The organism is Ligilactobacillus sp. JN-6 (Y).1 (assembly GCF_058111525.1).
On the sequence record NZ_CM176599.1, the window covers coordinates 1542119 to 1559493 of the forward strand.

The following is a 17375-nucleotide window of genomic DNA, read 5'->3' on the forward strand; positions in this document are numbered from 1 at the left end:
TTGTGAAATTACAGCTAGCATTAGATGATATTAGTTTAGTTGATGCTTTGGTTTTAGGGCAAAAAGTGCGTGACTATATTGATATCTTCGAAGTCGGTTCACCATTGATCATTGAAGAAGGTCTGGACGCAGTGCGTGAATTTAAAAGATATTTCCCTGAAAAAGAGATCTTAGCTGATACTAAGATCGTTGATGCGGGAGAATATGAAGCCGGACTAGCATTCAGGGCAGGAGCAGACTATTGTACAGTTATTGGAATTACTGACGAACTAACTATCAGTGAGTGCTTAAAAGCTGCTGATCAACATCAACATCACAAAAGTGTCTTTGTGGATACTATCAACATCACAGATATTGACAAACGGATCCCTCACTTAGAAAAACTGGGAGTTGATCACTTCAGTGTACATGTCGGTGTAGACCAGCAAGCTGTCGGAAAAACGCCCCTTAACACACTAAAGGCGGTCCAGAAGGTAAGTACAGGGTCGACTATCTCAGTAGCTGGTGGGATCAACGTTGATACCGTGGAACAGTGTAGTTCTTTAGGTGCTGATATTATTATTGTCGGTGGAGGGATCAACCACGCGAAAGACCCAGTTGCTGCGGCAAAAGCACTGTCTGATAAAATACATTAGATCAAGCTAGAGTTTAGTTGAATGGTTTGTGGAAAGAGGTAGGACTTAATGAGATCTGAAGCACTTCATAATATCGTTGAGGAAATCTTACAATATAGTGAAAAAATCGATGGCCGACAGGTAAAAAAAGTTGCACAAATGTGCCTGCAAGCGAACCGGGTTTTTGTTGCAGGTGCGGGGCGCTCAGCTTTTGCTGCGCGCGGATTTGCTAATAGGTTGATGCAGCTGGGCTTAAATGTCTATTTTGTCGGAGAGACCACGGTTCCGGCGATCAAGAAAAATGATTTATTGTTGATCGGATCGGGTTCAGGCAACACTGCAAGTCTAGTAATTGATGCAAAAAAGGCACGAGATCAAAGAGCCACAGTCGCAACGTTGACCATTTACCCTAATTCCAAAATTGCAAAGCTTTCTGATGCGATGATCATGCTCCCAGGCGGTACTCCAAAAAATGAATCCAAAGATGAAGATACTGCTAGTTCTATTCAACCAATGGGTACTTTATTTGAACAACTTAGCTGGTTAACTTATGATGCTTTAGTTTTAGAACTGATGTGGCTAACTGGCGAAACAGATGACACAATGTTTCCGCGCCATGCGAACTTAGAGTGATCTTTAAAATTAGGGTTGAAAGAAATAGAGCTCAGGCAGTTTTGGTGTCTGAGCTCTATTTTTAGTGTTTCATATTTTTGAAAAAAGAATGCCGACCACCAATGCTAATCATCGATCATACAGATCATGGCATGGTGATAAACGTATGCCTTGCCGCGCTTCTTCCCGTCAACGTAATATTTATGGGACCTAGCAGTACCGTCTTTGATCTTATTGGTTAATGTGATCATGTCTTTGAGATACTGTATTGTCATTGGTTTATTGTCAGGGGTGTATTTTGGCCCGCGTTTTTTATTGGCGGGATCAGTTTGCCATTTGTGTCCGGGCATGAAGATAGGATCCCTTAGATTTTTAACTTGTGCGTATAAATGGTTCAATGTCTTTTGATAAGTGTTTAAATTCTTCTTATCAAATAACCATACGAAACTAGATCCAATCGAATCGCCGCTTGCGACTAAGCTATTTTTATGATCAACATATGTCACACTGCCTGGGGTGTGAGCCGGTGTTTCGACCACGGTAAACATAAAGTTGCCGAGATCGAGCACGTTTCCTTCTTTGACCCAGGAGTAATTGTTCGGATAATGTTTACCTTTGATCTTATCCTTTTTCGGATAATAGATCGTATTGGCTTTAAACAAAGCCAATTGACCAGTATGGTCTTCATGATTGTGTGTTACCGCAATTTCCAAAGGAGTCGTGCCCCGTAACTTATTGACGATCGCTGCCAATTCTTTGCGAGCTTTGATGTTTTTGTTACCGCCATCCACCAACAAGGCTTTATCGCTGCCTTTGATCAAATACATACTAGCAGGATTGATACCTTTTTTACCGCCAGTTGATTTGGAATGGTCGTTGATATGGTAAACGTTATCGCGTAGTTTTTCGATCGAATAGTAGCCTTGAATTTTGGTTTGGCCGTCTTTTTGAGGAATTTTGACCTTGCCGGAAAACTTTGGCGCATGGTCGATCACTTGTGCGTGACCATTGGTGCTTGAAAAAAGAAACATGAGTGAGGAAAAAATTATCGTAGAAAGAACAACAAGTATGATTTCACTAATGCCTGGGCGTTTTACAGGTTTGCTTGTCATGATCCAAACGCTTCCTTTCGTCTGACGATTTCTCTAACGCAACTGGTGGACAGTTTTCCCTGATAACAGCTCCCTTCTTTTATATCAGGTCAAATATAACACTTTATCATCGAAAATGATAACATATCTACTTGGTGCGTTCGAACCACTTCAAAAGAATATGAACAAACAGGCATCCATGTTAAAATAAATATTGTAAGCGCTGATCTCACTAAGAATAAAGCATTCCAATACGAGGAGGAAACAAAATGAGGCCAGAACAAACGGATATTGTGGTAATAGGTGCTGGCGGAGCAGGTTTTGCGGCTGCATTGTCGGCTGCGGAAAGCGGTTTAGAAGTTTTGGTGTTAGAAAAAACAGAATGGCCAGGCGGTTCGACCCGGATGTCAGGCGGCGGGATAGCTGCACCGGGTACTAGCTTTCAAGAGAAGGCTGGCATAACAGATAGTAAAGCAGATTGGTTAAAATTATGGAAACAAAGACAGGCAACTTCGAACCCTGACGGCCCTTATCCAGATTATGCTTTCGTGGATAAATTTATGGATCAAGCAGTGACCACGACAGAGTGGTTAGCTGAAAAACAAGGACACTCATATGAAAAACCTGCTGGATTCGGCCAAGATCCTGAAGAGCGGATCCATTTTCCTAAAGGTACTCCTGGTGGGCTCGGCGGTGGTAAACAACTGATAGCTAATCTGACCGCTACTTTGGAAAAAAGAGAGAATATCACTTTATTGACGGAAACAAAAGTGACTAAATTGTTGACTGATGAAGGAAAAGTCACTGGAGTTTCGGTCGCTGATAAAGATGGTACAGGCGAAATTCATGCGAAAAAAGTCATTATTTCTGCTGGTGGTTTTGTCCATAATCAGGAATTGATCGCTGAACACGTTCCAGCAGCAAAAAGCGCCAGTCAGTTTGCGGTTGGCGGGGCTGGTGACAAGGGTGACGGTATCGTAATGGCACAAGGCGTTGGTGCTGTTTTGTACAAGGATCCCTGGGTGATCGGAATGGGGATCACGACAGCCATTCCAGAGACTGGGTCACTTTTGATGGATTGGGATAAATTATATGTTGATGGTCATGGCAAACGTTTCTTGAATGAAGCCAGTCATTATGCCGTTGTGGCAAACGCAGTTTTAACTGCTGATGAACCGTGGATCGTACTTGATTCCGCGACTGCAAATAAGTCTTTGTTGAAGCCTTTAGATGATGCAGTTGCTGCTGGCCGTGCCGTTAAAGCAGACAGCATTGCTGAGTTGAGCCGGCAAATGAATATCCAAGATGAGTCATTAGAAAAAACCGTTAATGAGTACAATGACGGTGCCAAAAGTGGGCATGATAGTATGGGGAAAGACGCAGAACATGTTGTGCCGCTAAATACTGCACCATATTACGCGGCTCGTATCTATCCTGTTATTATGGGTACATTTGGTGGAGTAAAAACTAACGAAAAATATGAAGTATTAGATAAAGATGGTCAAGTTATCGCTAATCTTTTTTCGACTGGTGAGTCAGCTAATAAACGGCTCTACAACCATGTATATATGTCTGGTAGTTCAGTGCAATTTGCGTTGACTAGTGGGCGTGTAGCAGGTCAAACAGCCGCTGAACAGGCCAAACAAGGTACGAAATAGCTAGATGATCTATGAATTGTGGAAATAAAAAATAATGGGCTTCATTCGCTTAGCAGAAAAATCGTTCTGTTAAGCGTTTTTTTAGCTTTTATTAGATATCGTTTACTATATGATTACTATAATCGTTATTGACACGTGTGATTAATAGGGTTATTATACAGTAAACGTTTACTAAAAAACGTTTGCAATTAAAATTAAAAAGCAAAGGAGTATTTGTAATGGGCATTGAAGATTTAACCAAAATAAAAGTTGATGAGGTCAACCGGACTATTTCACCCGAAAATATGACTGGTGAAAAAGGTAAAGCGGCAATGTCAGGCAGCGATTTAGGACCTGCAAGAAAAGGTAAGGGTTCGATCGATCTGCCGCAAGGTGAGACTGTCACTTTGGCTGATATTAAAACTAGCGGTGAGATCCGCCATATCTGGATGACTATCACCGACGCCACACCTAAGGGCAGCTTTGTTTTACGTAATGTTGTTCTCAGAATGTATTGGGATGGTTCTGAAACGCCTGCAGTTGAAGCACCGATCGGAGATTTCTTCTGTAATGGTTTTGGTGAAAGATGCGATATCAATTCAGCATTGATCACAGTCAACCCTAGTGGTGGTTTCAACTCATATTTCCCAATGCCGTTCAAAAAAGAAGCTAAGATCACCATTACGAATGAACATGACAGTGATATTGATGACTTTTTCTATGGGATAGACTATGTTGAAAAGCCGGTAGAAGATGAAACCGGGTACTTCCATGCTTATTGGAATCGAACAGAATATACGGAAAAACAAAATGATTATACGGTCTTGCCCACGATCAAGGGTACAGGACATTTCGTTGGTGTTTATTTTGAAGTTTGTGCTCTGCAACGATATTGGTGGGGCGAAGGTGAGTTTAAGTTTTATATCGATGGAGACAAGCAATATCCGACGGTAACTTCAACTGGATCAGAAGATTATTCCGGCGGTGCTTGGGCATTTAATAATAAAGATGAAGACGGCAACACCTTCGCGCAAACATTCCAACGGCCATTTATGGGTTATCCTTTTATGTCCAAAGTTGATACGACGAGAGATAATTTTGAAACCGGTCAATTGATGTCGCCGCATGCGTTTGGTAATGACGCACTGCCGATGCATGGCTTGTATCGTTTCCATATTTTAGATCCTATTCGTTTTAAAAATGACTTTAAAGCTACGGTCCAACAGATCGGTAATAATGACATCGGTTTATTTGAACGCTCTGATGATGTTGCTTCAGTTGCTTACTGGTACCAAGATTCTCCTTCTTCCAATTTGCCAACTATTTTACCTAAAGAGCAACGTTTACCACGCTAGGAAGGGATGAGCATTATGAATAATAAATCAGCTAATGTGAAATTATCTTGGCGCGAGCGGTTTGCTTTTGGACAAATAGACCTTGCTGGGCTGCTTGTTTATAATATGATCACAGTTTATTTGTCATATTTTTTGACTGATGTGGCTTTGATCCCTGTTGGGGCGGCCGGGATCATCATGCTGATCGCCAGAGTTTTCGATGCGATCGACGCGCCGGTTTGGGGCATGTTGATCGATATGACTCATTCTAAATACGGCAAGGCTAGACCTTATTTTCTCTGGATCATTGTGCCATTTACGTTGTTTGGTATTCTTTTATTTTCAGTTCCAGATTGGCCGCTAAAAGCTAAGATCGTTTATTTTACTGTCACTTATGTAGTTACTAATGTCTTATATACCGGTTTAAATACGCCGCTGATAACTGTATTGTCTTTGATGACAACTAACACTCATGAACAAGAAATTTCTAATTCTGTGCGGTTAGCTGTGGCACAGATCGGTGTATTGATCGTTAACGTGTTTGCACTGCCAATGGTCCATGTATTGGGTAAGGGCAATAAAGTCGTCGGCTTTCGTTGGACGATCATCATTTTAGCGCTAACAGGAATGGTACTCACTTTGATCTCGTTTGCCAACATCAAGGAGCGTGTTACCCTCAAAACAAAAAAGGTCAGCTTAAAGAGCAGCTTTAAAGCGATGAAGGGGAATTGGTCATGGTTTTTGCTGATCATTGCAAACCTTCTGTTCTGGACTGGTCAAACGGCTAGATCTTCTACTTTAGTTTATTACTTGACCTATAATTATGGTCATCAAAATGTGATCTCAATAGTTAACGGACTCAGTATTTTACAAGTAGTTACTACAACTTTGGTACCTTTCATTAATCATAAGTTGTATAAACGGACTATCTGGATCCACGGAGTTGTCCTGTTAACTGTCGGTCAATTACTTGTTTTGATCTCTGGACATAATCTATTTGGTATCATTACTGGCTGGGTCATTGGTAGTTTAGGTGTAGGATTTGCCTTATCACAACCATTTGTCCTGATCGGCTCCGCTGTTGAATATGGTGAGTGGAAAACAGGTATTAATGCGGCTGGACTGCTAACAGCATTCGGTACGACCTTCTGTACTAAGATGGGTACTGGGATCGGTGGAGCTATTCCAACCAAGCTAATGTCAATGTTTAATTATGTTCCAGGACACGCACAAAGTGCACAAGGTTTATTAGGGATCCAGCTGTCATTTATTTGGTTCCCGATCGTAGTTTTCTTGCTGTCGATCATTCCGCTATTGTTCTATCGTAAATATGAAAAGATGGAAGGTAGGATCAGGCAAGATCTTTCTAAGATGCGTCAAGATCAATGAAATTAACGTGAATAAATATGGATGTCAGATTATTTAAAAAAGAGTTTCATGGATCACTAGTTGATATAGTATAATACTTCTTAGAGAGGTGAGGCGATATATTGGCTAATAATTCACCGAGCATTAAAGATGTGGCAGAATATGCAGGCGTTTCGATCGCTACTGTATCACGTGTGATCCACAATAAACCCGGTTTTTCTCAAGTAACGTTGAAAAAAGTACAAGATGCAATGGACGCTTTGGGCTATCGTCCAAATAAGCTTGCGCAGGCCTTAAGATCCAACTCCATGCGTATTGTGGCTTTAAGCCTGCCGTTTATCTGGCACCCGTTTTTTTCAGAATTTGCCTTTTATGTTGAGTCAAGGCTGGACGCCAATGGGTATGGAATGCTGCTTTCAAATAATCAAAGTGACCCACAAAGCGAGTTAAATTTCTTGAAAATGGCTCAAGAAAACAAGGTCGATGGCCTGATCGGGATCACCTACAACGATATCGAGCCGTACTTATCCAGCAAGATACCCTTTGTCAGCATTGACCGTTACTTTAACACGCAGGAATATCAGCATGTTGCAACAATTACTTCCGATAATTTCCATGGAGGTAAGATCGCTTTTGACGAACTAAGGGATCGCGGGGCACAAAAGATTGCTTATGTTGGCGAAGTTGCTCCTTTTCCGAACAACACAATGAAAAGGAAACAAGGTTTTATCGGAGAAGCCAAGAAGCAAAAGGTTGATGTTCAGATTTATGAGTGTCCGGAAAATTCTTTAGAAAGTCAGTATCTTTTAGACCAAGTGGTTACTAATATTGAGGAGATCGATGGAATATTCTGTGTTAACGATGAAGTTGCCTATCGCTTGATCTCTAAGTTGAAAAAGACCACGGTCAAAATTCCCGCAGACGTGCAAATTGTTGGGTTTTACGGCTTTAATATACTAAATGAGTTGCCATCTCCGATATCGAGTGTCCAGCAGTCTGCTAAAGTGATGGCCTTTGCAGCCGTAGACAGTTTGCTTTCGTTGATCAAGGGAGACCAAGTTGACGACCAAGTAATACCAGTTTCTTTCCGACAAGGAGAAACTACTCGTTTTATAGGTCAGAGCAACTTGTACTAAAGTAGTTTATTCATTATATAGTGATGTTATTATACGCGAGCTTCGCGAGACAGGAGATTCCGCTTATCCAACTTAGACCTCACAATGGTTAAACTGCACTTATAAGGCCTAAGCGTCGATAACGCTCATCTTTTAAACGTCTCGTTCCGCTCTATTTTCATACTCGAGCTCCAACAAGCAAGAAGTTCCGTCTATCCAGTTCCGACACCATATCGCTTAAAACCGCGATATACTGTCGGAACCCGATAGTACTCGCTTCTTCCCGCTTGTTTACGCTCTGTTTTCATAGTCAAGGAGGAAAGAAATATGCTGGTTGGTTCAGTTGAAGCAGGAGGAACAAAGTTTGTTTGTGCCGTAGGTGATGAGGATTATCGGGTCAAAGATCAGGTACAATTTCCAACGACTACACCGGAAGAAACACTAAAACAAGTTGTGGATTACTTTAAGCAATATCCGGTCGAAGCTATTGGGATTGCTTCATTCGGTCCGATCGAGATCAAGCAAAGTTCACCAAAATACGGTTATATTACCACGACGCCTAAAGCACATTGGGAAGATACCGATTTTGTGGGTTATTTAAAAAAGTATTTGAATATTCCGATCTCTTGGACCACGGATGTGAATGGTTCTGCTTACGGTGAATATGAAATGTCACTGTTAGCTAATGAACAAGTTAATTCGCTGGTTTACTATACGATCGGGACTGGTGTCGGTGGCGGTGCCGTGATCAACGGTGATTTTGTCGGCAGTGAAGGGCATCCGGAAATGGGACACGTATTATTAAAACACCATCCTGATGATCTAGACTTTAAGGGAGTTTGTCCTTACCACGGCGACTGTTTGGAAGGTCTGGTTTCCGGCCCGACTTTTGAGGCGCGTGTCGGTAAAAAAGGGCAAGACGTTCCTTTAAGTGAACCAGTCTGGGATATTATGGCCTACTACATTGCACAAGCGGCCTTACAGGCAACCTTGTTGTTTCGGCCTGATAAGATCGTTTTTGGCGGTGGTGTGATCAGCGAATCAGTTTTGGATAAAGTCAGAAATGAACTTAGTAAAATGATCAATAGTTATTTACCACTGCCGGATTTGGACAAATACATCGTCATGCCTGAAGTGAAGGATAATGGCTCGGCAACCTTAGGTGACTTTGCTTTGGCAGTTAAATTGTTGCGGTCATAGTTTAGACTTGCAACATCAGTGGTCCGAAGAGTAAAAAGCGATGCGCTCTAAAAATGGTGCTGGTAGAAGTTCAAACCTTCTACCAGCACCATTTTTTTGTGTTCGGGTTATTGAAGCAGTGTTGCATTATTTAGTTCTAAATCTGTACAGCCGCAAAAACTAGAGACATACAAGAACTTTGTCAAGGGCTTGTATGCCTCTAGTTTTGGGATTTTGATGTAACAACTTAGTTTTTCACTTGCTGAAAGATTTTAGTACGCCAACCGCTTTTTTGCTTAGTTACGAAATGACCTGTCGGGCGTAACGAAAAGTAAAATACACAAACGTTGATGAGCCAACTGATCACGTTAATTAAAGTTGTATCAGTATTACCAGAAAGAGCTGTTAAGACAACGAAAAGAAAAAGTAGGCCAAAAATTGATAAGTTGGTCAAGCCTGTGTCCCTCAAACGTCGAACAGCTAATGACAGCGCAGGGAGCTCAAAGAACAGAAAAATTAAAATAAACACACCCCACACAAAGGCAATATTCACTTGTGCATCCATCAAACCAAATGTTAAGAAGAATGTCGCAAAGGCAATTCCAATCGAAAGGATTTCTATCCACCAATATTCGTCAAAAGTTGAAGTTCCTGTAAAATTTAAACTTCTCTTCCAAAAATCTGAGAGAGCAGTTTTAAAGTTCACGGTTTCATTAGGTGGTTGGGAAATATTTTTATGTGCCATAGGAATACACTCCTTTTAATTAGTGGTGATTTCACTTGAATGACTCAGTATTTTTCAGAAAAATTTATCTAGTTATTAATAAATTATGCATGTGGGAAAGAATGGTTTTATGCTTGGCTAATCATTGCTTTTGTCCGCTTACTGTCAAGGTAACATAGATAAGTAAACGATATCAAACGATCGGGACCGCGTCTTCAGTCATGATGAATATCGGAAGTGATTTGTTTCAAACTGGTGAATTTGTTACTTCCATTGGATGGCGGCTAGATAATAAAGTTACTTATGTAGCAGAAGGAAATATTAATTATGCCGGTGCTGTTATTAATTGGTTAGTTGATGATTTAAAATTGTTGAGCTCACCTAAAAAGGCCGAGACATGTGCACTATCAGCCGAGAATAAAGACCAGACTTATTTGGTCCCTGCCTTTTCCGGCTTAGGGGCTCCTTATTGTAAACCTAACGCTGCTGCTTCTTTGACGGGAATGACAAGAACAACTGGAAGAAATGAAAATTAAAGCCTGCCTCGATTCAATAGGCTTCCAAATCAATGACATTTTACGCTTGATCGAAAATCAAACCGGCTTTACGCCCAAGGATCTTAATGTTGATGGTGGTGTCACTGCAAATGGTTATTTAATGCAATTTATCAGTAATTTGTCCGACCTCGAAGTTAAAGTCCCTGAAATTGCAGAGTTTAGTGCCCTAGGTGTGGTTTTATGTGCCGGCCAAACTCTTGGTATATATGTAGGACAAAACAACGATCCTCTAACAGCATTTAGGAGTTATTTTAGTGAGATGACCGAGGTTCAGCGAAGAAAAATAACTGCCGGTTGGGAAAGAGCGGTTCAGCAAATTTAGAGTTGTTTTGCTGGTATTTTTTGTTCCAAGTTTATTTAAAATTAGATTCTGATGAGTGAGCTTAAAAGCCTGGAGAGAAAAACACAAAAAGTTAAAGAGCAAAACCCTAGTCTGAAATAAGAAATTTCGGATCGAGGGTATTTTTAGATAACAAAGCTTAAATTAGTCTTGGTAGTAACCTTCTTTCGTTTATCGAAAGAAAAGATGTTTTTTTCTTTTGTTAACAATGTATTCGAATGAATATAACAGAGTATATTTCGTTTAAACCAAGTGGTGATTAGTTGGTTGGTTTTATTTTTGGTTGGAGTTAACTATCTATAGAGTACTGGGAAAATCTAAGTCTTGATTAATAGCGCTTAGAAAAGGGGTAAAGTATCTTTCGAGTAATATATGTTTGTTTATAGCTATATGCTAAAATTAATTTATTGAGAAAACATAAACTAAGTGAGGCTGTGCTTTTATGAAAAGAGAAAAGAGAATTGGCATCAGAGATGTGGCGCAAGAAGCTGAAGTTTCTCCAGCAACAGTTTCACGCGTGTTGAACGATCATGGATATTTAAGCAAGGAAACAAAAAATAAGGTATTTGCAGCTATGAAGAAGTTAGAGTATTATCCCAATGATTTAGCACGGGCTTTGTATCAAAAGCGTTCATTTACAGTCGGGCTTATTTTTCCCAGTATTACTAATCCTTTTCACGCTGAATTAATTCAAAATATCGAAAACGAGTTGTCAAGTAAGGGTTATAAGGTTCTTCTTTGCAATAGTTTAAACAATTCAGATAAGGAAGCTAAATATATAGCGATGCTGCGAAAAAACCAAGTTGACGGTATTATTGTTGGTACTCATAATACAAATGTTAAGGGTTATAATATTCCCGAGCTGCCTGTTGTGGCAGTAGATAGAAGTTTAGGCAAAAATACAATTACTGTGTCTTGTGATAATTATTCCGGTGGAAAAAAAGCCGTTAATTTGTTGGTTGAAAGTAAGTGCCAAAATATCCTATGTATTAGGGGTGACAGTAAAATCAAATTACCAGCCAACGCCAGAACACGAGCTTATCAAGAAATTATGGCGGCTAATAACCTACCTGCGAAAATCTTGGAGGTGGCGTTTGTTGAAAAATATTTAAATAAAAAACACTTAATAGAAGAATACTTGGGCGATCATGAAGAAATTGATGGAATTTTTGCAGGTGACGATCTTTTGGCTAACATCTCAATCCAATATTTACAGAAAAGTGGGCGTTTGGTGCCTCAAGATGTTAAAGTCGTTGGTTTTGATGGCGCTAGGCAGACTTTGGCTTTTAACCCTTATTTGACTACGATTTGCCAACCAATTACAAAGATTGCTCAAGTTGCCGTGGGAAAGTTAATTAATAAGATTAATGGAATTGATGAGCATGACGACATAAGAATACCTGTAAAATTACATAAAGGTTTTACGGCGTAAAAATAAAATTTATTAAGGTTATTCGCTTGACATGAAACGGGTTTACATATGAAACCGGTTGATATATATTTGAACAGTATATTTGATTGTTTTTGTTCTTAGAGAGAGCTTTTGAATTAAAGGAATTTTTTTAGTGGTTTGTTTAATCAATGAAACGTAATCATTAACAATAAGTGGATTGAGTTAAAGCCATCTGAAAATAAGGAGTATAAAAATATGATTGAGAGGTTAGAAACTAATTTTCAATGTAAAGTTTGTAATTTGTGACATTACTTTAGGAGGATCAGCAAGTTGAAAAAAAATGACATATTAAATTTTCTAGAAATGAAAACTCACGAAACAAACTTAGACAATTTAGAAGACGCTTTTACTGCTAACGGGGTTGCAAACTCTTTAGGTATGAAGCGAAATACAGTCAGCCTTTATTTAAATGATTTATACAATGACGGGAAGTTAATTAAAATTAATTCTAGGCCAGTGTATTTCTTGCATAAACAGGAAGTTGAGAATGAAAATCACGCTGTTAAGAAGAGTAACTATAACACATTGCAAAAATTCTATGATGAAATGAGAAGTAGCGACGTTTTAGGACAGTTTGCAATGATAAATCCTAGTTTAAGAGAAAGCGTCGAAAGAATAAAAGCTGCATTATTATATCCAAATGGAGGATTGCCGCTACTGATTACTGGGCAAAGCGGGACCGGCAAAAGTTTTCTTGTCAACTTAATATATCAATTTTGTGTTGCAAAAGATTTGATTAAGCCCGACGCACCGTTTATTTCAATTAATTGTGCACAGTATGCAGATAATCCTGAATTATTAACAAGTAACTTATTTGGCTATTCAAAGGGGGCATTTACTGGTGCTAACGATAACCATAGAGGAGCTTTTGAGGAAGCGGACAATGGAATTCTTTTTCTAGATGAGGTACATCGCCTGGGTCCTAAAGGACAGGAAAAGCTTTTTACCTATTTAGATAAAGGCATCATATATAGAGTCGGAGATACTAATAAACCAATAAAAGTTGATGTTAGAGTATTTTTTGCGACAACTGAATCTTTAGTGGACAATTTTTTGACTACCTTTATGCGAAGGATACCTGTTAAAGTCAACATGCCATCACTAGAAGAAAAGGATAAAGATGAACGCTTAAATTTAATTGTTACCCTTTTAAAGGGGGAGCAAACAAAAATTGAAAAACCAATAAAAGTAGATAAGAACTTTTTGAATTCTTTAGTGAATTACCAGCCTGCTGGGAATATTGGGGAACAAAAAAATGCAATTAAAGTTGCTGTAGCCAAGGCAAATGCAGAGCAGCAAAATGAAAAGATAATCGAATTATCAGTCTATTATTTGTCTGAATCTGTGCTTTCTAAAACGAAAAACTTGATTTTAGATGGAGATAGGGATGAGCTATTTATAAGGGACAGTACAACAATTAACGATTTAGTTCAAAAAGATGACCCTCATAAGAATATTTTTTTAAGTAGTTTGAAAAATATTTTGCAACTTTTTCAAACATCCGATTATGATCTGGATGAATGCGAGACAAAGCTAAAACAAGAAGTCTATCAAATCTTCGACTATCTTATTTTTGAAAATAACAATAAAGAAAAGAAATCAATTGTTTCGTACCTGATAGAAAATGTAAAGCGTATCTTTGATCAGTTAAAAAATGCATACCAATTAAGGGTTAGTGGTAATGCGGCTTATGCTGTGACCTATTATTTGTATGAAAGGCAAAAATTGAATTTAACACTTCCAAAATTTATTGATGATCCTACAATGCTTAAATTACATGAAGCTGTTAAAGAAAGATATTCTGAAGTTTATCGTTATGTTCTTAAGTTAATAAACTTGATTAAAGATAATTTAGATATCGAATTAAAGAACTTCGATTATGTTTTATTAACAGTATATCTTAACAAGCTGGAGATTCTAACTAAGACTGGTCTGATGAAAGCGGTTATTATTGCTCATGGTTATTCCACGGCAAGTAGTATTGCTAACGTTGCAAATCGTTTTCTAGATTCACATGTTTTTGAATCTTTTGACATGCCTTTTAATGTTAGTACAATGGAAATTGCAAATCATATCTTAGATTATAGTGAAAGCAATGATATTTCAGAAGGATTAATTATTTTGGTAGATATGGGATCTTTAAAAGAGATTGAAGAACTTTTTCCAAGACAACTAAATACCCCTGTGTTGTTGATGAATAATGTTTCTACGCCTATGGCATTAGGCGTTGGTGAATATATTTTAAAAGGCTTGAATTTTAAAAAGATAATTAAAAAAACGAAAGAGTTAAATAATTTAGATGTAAAGTTAACCTATCCTAGAATAAAAAAGGAAAGCGCTATTTTAACAACCTGTCATACTGGTATTGGAACAGCTACTCATGTCGCCAAGTTGTTAGAAAGGTGTTTACCTTCTGCGAAAAAGGTTGAAATTATACCGTACGATTTTAATACTCTAAAAAGAGAAAAAAGTAGTGAATCTGTGTTCAAAATGTACGACGTTTTGGGTGTTATAGGTACTGATGACCCTGAGATTGAAGGTATCGGTTTTGTTTATTTAGAAAAAATACTATCATCTAAAGGGACTGAAAGCTTAAAAAGTTGGTTAGAAGGAGTTTTAACGACCGATGAAAATGATGCTTTTTCCGCTCAATTGGTTAAGAATTTCTCTTTAGAGAGAATTATAAATTCGATTACAATCTTGGATGCGCAAAAAGTAATTGAAATGATAACTATTTTTATTCAAGAGACGGAAAGAAATTTGGATGTTAATATACCAAACGATAAAAAATTCACGTTATACGTGCACATCAGTTATTTGATAGAGCGTTTAATTAGAAAAGAGGCTGTTGATTTAAAGCAAGAATTTAAGGATTCTTACTTGAAAATTCACAGGAAAGAATTAAATGTTATAAAAAGGTCTTTTAGTGTGATTACAGATGCATACAGTGTGAAAATACCATTGCCTGAATTGATTTATATTGACCAGATAATTTTTAATAGGTCTTAAAACCGTTTATATACCAACACTATATTATAAAAGAGCAAGTCGCATAGCCAAAGTTGGCACACGACTTGCTTGTTTTTATTATGTAAGAATGAAAAATATAAAAGAAAGGAGAAGATTTTGTTCTGGAATTTTTCAATATAATGTAAGAAGTTTGTACTACTAATTCGATGTTATTTAATTTTGGTAATTGATTGTATTGTTATTCCATGACTCTATTTCAAGTATTTTAAAATCAAAGTATTTTTCAAGAGGAGGAAAAATTATGCTGTTACAGAACCTTTTAGTTGTTATCTATGGTTTTCTTATTAATTATGATAAAGAGGGTCCTAAATTTGGTATTTCGCAACCTGTTGTAGCCGGTTTCTTGACAGGATTGATCATGGGAGACATGAAAACAGGGTTATTCGTTGGAGCTACTTTACAATTAATGACCTTAGGAATCACAAGTTTTGGCGGAGCTTCAGTTCCCGACTATCAAACGGCTGCATTAATTGGAACTTATATCACTATCGCAACTCGCCAATCCACAAGTATTGGGATTACCTTAGCAATTCCGGTTGCTCTATTGATCGTTCAAGCGGATGTTTTAAAATGGTCAGCAAATATATTTTGCCAGCAAAGAGCTGAAAGATATGCTGAAGCGGGAAAGTATCGAATGGTAGAGTGGATGCAATACCTTGCAACCATATTTACTACATGTGTTTCTGGGATTCCTGTATTGTTAACGGTAATTCTTGGACCGAAATTAGTTGGTAGTTTTATTAATTATGTGCCGGATTGGCTTTCAGGCGGGTTGAAAACAGCCGGTGGCCTATTACCAGCAGTTGGTATTGGAATGTTGTTACGCTACTTGCCAACTCGCGACTATTTTCCATACCTTATCATTGGATTTGTCTTAGCGGTATACCTTAAGATGCCAATTTTAGGTATTTCTCTTATCGGTTTGGCAGTTGCACTTATCCTATTTAAAAACAATTCAAAAGCTAATAATTCAGAAAGTACAGAGCAAGCAACGAATGGAGGATTTGATGAAGATGAGTAAGAATAATAAAAAATTGCACAGAAAGGTAGTAACTCGCTGGATTTTTAATGGTGCCACATCACTTAACTATGAAAAGTATGAAGGCTTAGGTTACACTTACGCGATGTTGCCATTCATAAAGGAAAATTATCAAGATGATCCTGAGCAATTGAAGGATTCAGTCAAGACACATTTGCAGTTTTTCAATACTACGCCCTTTACAGCTCCGTTTATTCTTGGTGTTAATGTTGGTATGGAAGAAGATGGTAAGGGAGAATCTCTCGAAGCAGTTAGTGCTTTGAAAACTGGTTTGATGGGACCTTTGGCGGGTATTGGAGATAGCTTGTTTGTATCTATTCCCTGGACTATATTTGGGGCAATTGCGGCTAATATGGGGCTCAGCGGAAATCCTTTTGGCGTTTTCTTATGGGTAATTGGTTCCATTTTGATTCGGTGGACTGCGTACCCGTTGTTTAATTTAGGAGATAAATCAGGTACAAAGATCCTTTCTTCAATGAATACTACCCTAAGATCCATTACTAATTCGGCTTCTGTCTTAGGACTGATGGTGGTTGGAGCTTTGGCGGCTACAGTAGTTAAAGCTAATTTAAACTTTACTTTCAAACAAGGAAAGTTGTCGATGACAGGCGATAGTATCCTAAATCAAATTATGCCGGGATTATTACCAGCTGTTGTCGTAGGGATAGTTTATTATTTGCTGGGCAAGAAAATAAAGCCTGTTTATGTAATTTTAATTGTATTAGTAGCTGGTGTGGTGCTTAATGCTTTGCACATTTTAAAATAAGGAGAGAGTTAAATGGCTGAAAGTATGGAAGGAATTATTCATGTAAGAATTGATGATCGTATGATTCACGGACAGGTTGCGACTCAATGGAGCGGTAGGCTCAGTGTGACAAGGATTATGGTTATTAATGACGCTATTGTAAATAACGATATGAGAAAGTCGATCGTAAGGATGGCGGCTCCAGGTAATGTAAGTACATCAATATTAGGAAGAGATAAGGCGCTTGCCAATATTAAGAGTGGGAAATACAAAGGGCAGCGTGTTTTATTGATTTGTGTATCTCCAATGGATGTTGAGTTTCTTGTCGATAGTGGACTCCCAATTGAAAAAGTTAATGTCGGTAATATGGCTCAGCGAGAAGGAACATCGAGAATCCGACCTTCCATTAATGCAACTGAGGAAGAAATTAATAGTTTCAAATCATTAGTTGATAAGGGAATAGAAGTTACTGTTATTCCAACACCACAAAGTCAGACAGTTTATCTGAAGGATTATCTATAAAAATGTGAGGAGAGT

16 protein-coding genes are annotated in these 17375 nt (G+C 38.3%); 14 read left to right on the forward strand and 2 right to left on the reverse strand.

Translation table 11 applies throughout. The features are described from left to right. Positions 1-2: 2 nt before the first annotated feature. Positions 3-635 carry a 3-hexulose-6-phosphate synthase gene (hxlA, locus tag AC3XNE_RS07090; protein WP_489831404.1) on the forward strand — a complete coding sequence of 211 codons (633 nt, stop codon included), beginning with the start codon at positions 3-5 and terminating at the stop codon, positions 633-635. Between the two features lie 48 nt (positions 636-683). Next, positions 684-1247 carry a 6-phospho-3-hexuloisomerase gene (gene hxlB, locus AC3XNE_RS07095; protein ID WP_489831405.1) on the forward strand — a complete coding sequence of 188 codons (564 nt, stop codon included), beginning with the start codon at positions 684-686 and terminating at the stop codon, positions 1245-1247. A 104-nt stretch (positions 1248-1351) separates the two neighbouring features. On the opposite strand, the gene AC3XNE_RS07100 is transcribed toward hxlB, so the two are convergent. Beyond that, on the reverse strand, positions 1352-2338 hold the full coding sequence (locus tag AC3XNE_RS07100) for an MBL fold metallo-hydrolase (protein ID WP_489831406.1): 987 nt from the start codon (positions 2336-2338) through the stop codon (positions 1352-1354). A 248-nt stretch (positions 2339-2586) separates the two neighbouring features. Here AC3XNE_RS07100 and AC3XNE_RS07105 point away from each other — a divergent pair, with 248 nt between their 5' ends. From AC3XNE_RS07105 to scrK, 5 genes are all read left to right on the forward strand, one after another. Continuing rightward, complete coding sequence (locus tag AC3XNE_RS07105; protein ID WP_489831407.1) at positions 2587-3975, forward strand: FAD-dependent oxidoreductase; 1389 nt, start codon at positions 2587-2589, stop codon at positions 3973-3975. 218 nt (positions 3976-4193) lie between these two features. After that, positions 4194-5309, forward strand: a complete 1116-nt coding sequence (locus AC3XNE_RS07110) for a glycoside hydrolase family 172 protein (RefSeq protein WP_489831408.1) — start codon at positions 4194-4196, stop codon at positions 5307-5309. A gap of 15 nt (positions 5310-5324) precedes the next feature. Beyond that, complete coding sequence (locus tag AC3XNE_RS07115) at positions 5325-6677, forward strand: MFS transporter (protein ID WP_489831409.1); 1353 nt, start codon at positions 5325-5327, stop codon at positions 6675-6677. Positions 6678-6778: 101 nt separating this feature from the next. After that, the gene (locus AC3XNE_RS07120) at positions 6779-7792 is read left to right on the forward strand and encodes a LacI family DNA-binding transcriptional regulator (protein ID WP_489831410.1); all 1014 of its coding nucleotides are present in this window, start codon (positions 6779-6781) and stop codon (positions 7790-7792) included. A 306-nt stretch (positions 7793-8098) separates the two neighbouring features. Continuing rightward, complete coding sequence (gene scrK / locus AC3XNE_RS07125) at positions 8099-8971, forward strand: fructokinase ScrK (RefSeq protein WP_489831411.1); 873 nt, start codon at positions 8099-8101, stop codon at positions 8969-8971. A gap of 226 nt (positions 8972-9197) precedes the next feature. Here scrK and AC3XNE_RS07130 read toward each other — a convergent pair whose 3' ends face one another. Next, positions 9198-9695 (reverse strand): DUF805 domain-containing protein, encoded by a 498-nt coding sequence (locus tag AC3XNE_RS07130; RefSeq protein ID WP_489831412.1) that lies wholly within the window; start codon positions 9693-9695, stop codon positions 9198-9200. Positions 9696-9874: 179 nt separating this feature from the next. Between AC3XNE_RS07130 and AC3XNE_RS07135 the strand changes: the two genes are divergently transcribed. The 7 genes from AC3XNE_RS07135 (at position 9875) to AC3XNE_RS07165 (ending at position 17360) form a co-directional block, all read left to right on the forward strand. After that, on the forward strand, positions 9875-10210 hold the full coding sequence (locus AC3XNE_RS07135; protein ID WP_489833387.1) for an FGGY-family carbohydrate kinase: 336 nt from the start codon (positions 9875-9877) through the stop codon (positions 10208-10210). Then, positions 10200-10553 (forward strand): FGGY-family carbohydrate kinase, encoded by a 354-nt coding sequence (locus AC3XNE_RS07140; RefSeq protein ID WP_489831413.1) that lies wholly within the window; start codon positions 10200-10202, stop codon positions 10551-10553. Before AC3XNE_RS07135 ends, AC3XNE_RS07140 begins: the two co-directional genes overlap by 11 nt. Positions 10554-11013: 460 nt before the next feature. Then, the gene (locus AC3XNE_RS07145; protein ID WP_489831414.1) at positions 11014-12003 is read left to right on the forward strand and encodes a LacI family DNA-binding transcriptional regulator; all 990 of its coding nucleotides are present in this window, start codon (positions 11014-11016) and stop codon (positions 12001-12003) included. A gap of 291 nt (positions 12004-12294) precedes the next feature. Continuing rightward, complete coding sequence (locus AC3XNE_RS07150) at positions 12295-15033, forward strand: sigma 54-interacting transcriptional regulator (protein WP_489831415.1); 2739 nt, start codon at positions 12295-12297, stop codon at positions 15031-15033. 262 nt (positions 15034-15295) lie between these two features. Next, on the forward strand, positions 15296-16075 hold the full coding sequence (locus AC3XNE_RS07155; RefSeq protein ID WP_489831416.1) for a PTS mannose/fructose/sorbose/N-acetylgalactosamine transporter subunit IIC: 780 nt from the start codon (positions 15296-15298) through the stop codon (positions 16073-16075). Continuing rightward, the gene (locus AC3XNE_RS07160; RefSeq protein ID WP_489831417.1) at positions 16068-16859 is read left to right on the forward strand and encodes a PTS system mannose/fructose/sorbose family transporter subunit IID; all 792 of its coding nucleotides are present in this window, start codon (positions 16068-16070) and stop codon (positions 16857-16859) included. Before AC3XNE_RS07155 ends, AC3XNE_RS07160 begins: the two co-directional genes overlap by 8 nt. A gap of 12 nt (positions 16860-16871) precedes the next feature. Further along, positions 16872-17360 (forward strand): PTS sugar transporter subunit IIB, encoded by a 489-nt coding sequence (locus AC3XNE_RS07165; protein ID WP_489831418.1) that lies wholly within the window; start codon positions 16872-16874, stop codon positions 17358-17360. Positions 17361-17375 lie beyond the last annotated feature (15 nt).

What these genes read in the sequence shown, in the direction of transcription:
- AC3XNE_RS07100 (WP_489831406.1), bottom strand. Translation starts at nt 2,338, where the DNA reads ATGACAAGCAAACCTGTAAAACGCCCAGGCATTAGTGAAATCATACTT.
- AC3XNE_RS07105 (WP_489831407.1), top strand. Translation starts at nt 2,587, where the DNA reads ATGAGGCCAGAACAAACGGATATTGTGGTAATAGGTGCTGGCGGAGCA.
- AC3XNE_RS07130 (WP_489831412.1), bottom strand. Translation starts at nt 9,695, where the DNA reads ATGGCACATAAAAATATTTCCCAACCACCTAATGAAACCGTGAACTTT.
- AC3XNE_RS07160 (WP_489831417.1), top strand. Translation starts at nt 16,068, where the DNA reads ATGAGTAAGAATAATAAAAAATTGCACAGAAAGGTAGTAACTCGCTGG.
- hxlB (WP_489831405.1), top strand. Translation starts at nt 684, where the DNA reads ATGAGATCTGAAGCACTTCATAATATCGTTGAGGAAATCTTACAATAT.
- AC3XNE_RS07115 (WP_489831409.1), top strand. Translation starts at nt 5,325, where the DNA reads ATGAATAATAAATCAGCTAATGTGAAATTATCTTGGCGCGAGCGGTTT.
- scrK (WP_489831411.1), top strand. Translation starts at nt 8,099, where the DNA reads ATGCTGGTTGGTTCAGTTGAAGCAGGAGGAACAAAGTTTGTTTGTGCC.
- AC3XNE_RS07145 (WP_489831414.1), top strand. Translation starts at nt 11,014, where the DNA reads ATGAAAAGAGAAAAGAGAATTGGCATCAGAGATGTGGCGCAAGAAGCT.
- AC3XNE_RS07155 (WP_489831416.1), top strand. Translation starts at nt 15,296, where the DNA reads ATGCTGTTACAGAACCTTTTAGTTGTTATCTATGGTTTTCTTATTAAT.
- AC3XNE_RS07140 (WP_489831413.1), top strand. Translation starts at nt 10,200, where the DNA reads ATGAAAATTAAAGCCTGCCTCGATTCAATAGGCTTCCAAATCAATGAC.
- AC3XNE_RS07110 (WP_489831408.1), top strand. Translation starts at nt 4,194, where the DNA reads ATGGGCATTGAAGATTTAACCAAAATAAAAGTTGATGAGGTCAACCGG.
- AC3XNE_RS07165 (WP_489831418.1), top strand. Translation starts at nt 16,872, where the DNA reads ATGGCTGAAAGTATGGAAGGAATTATTCATGTAAGAATTGATGATCGT.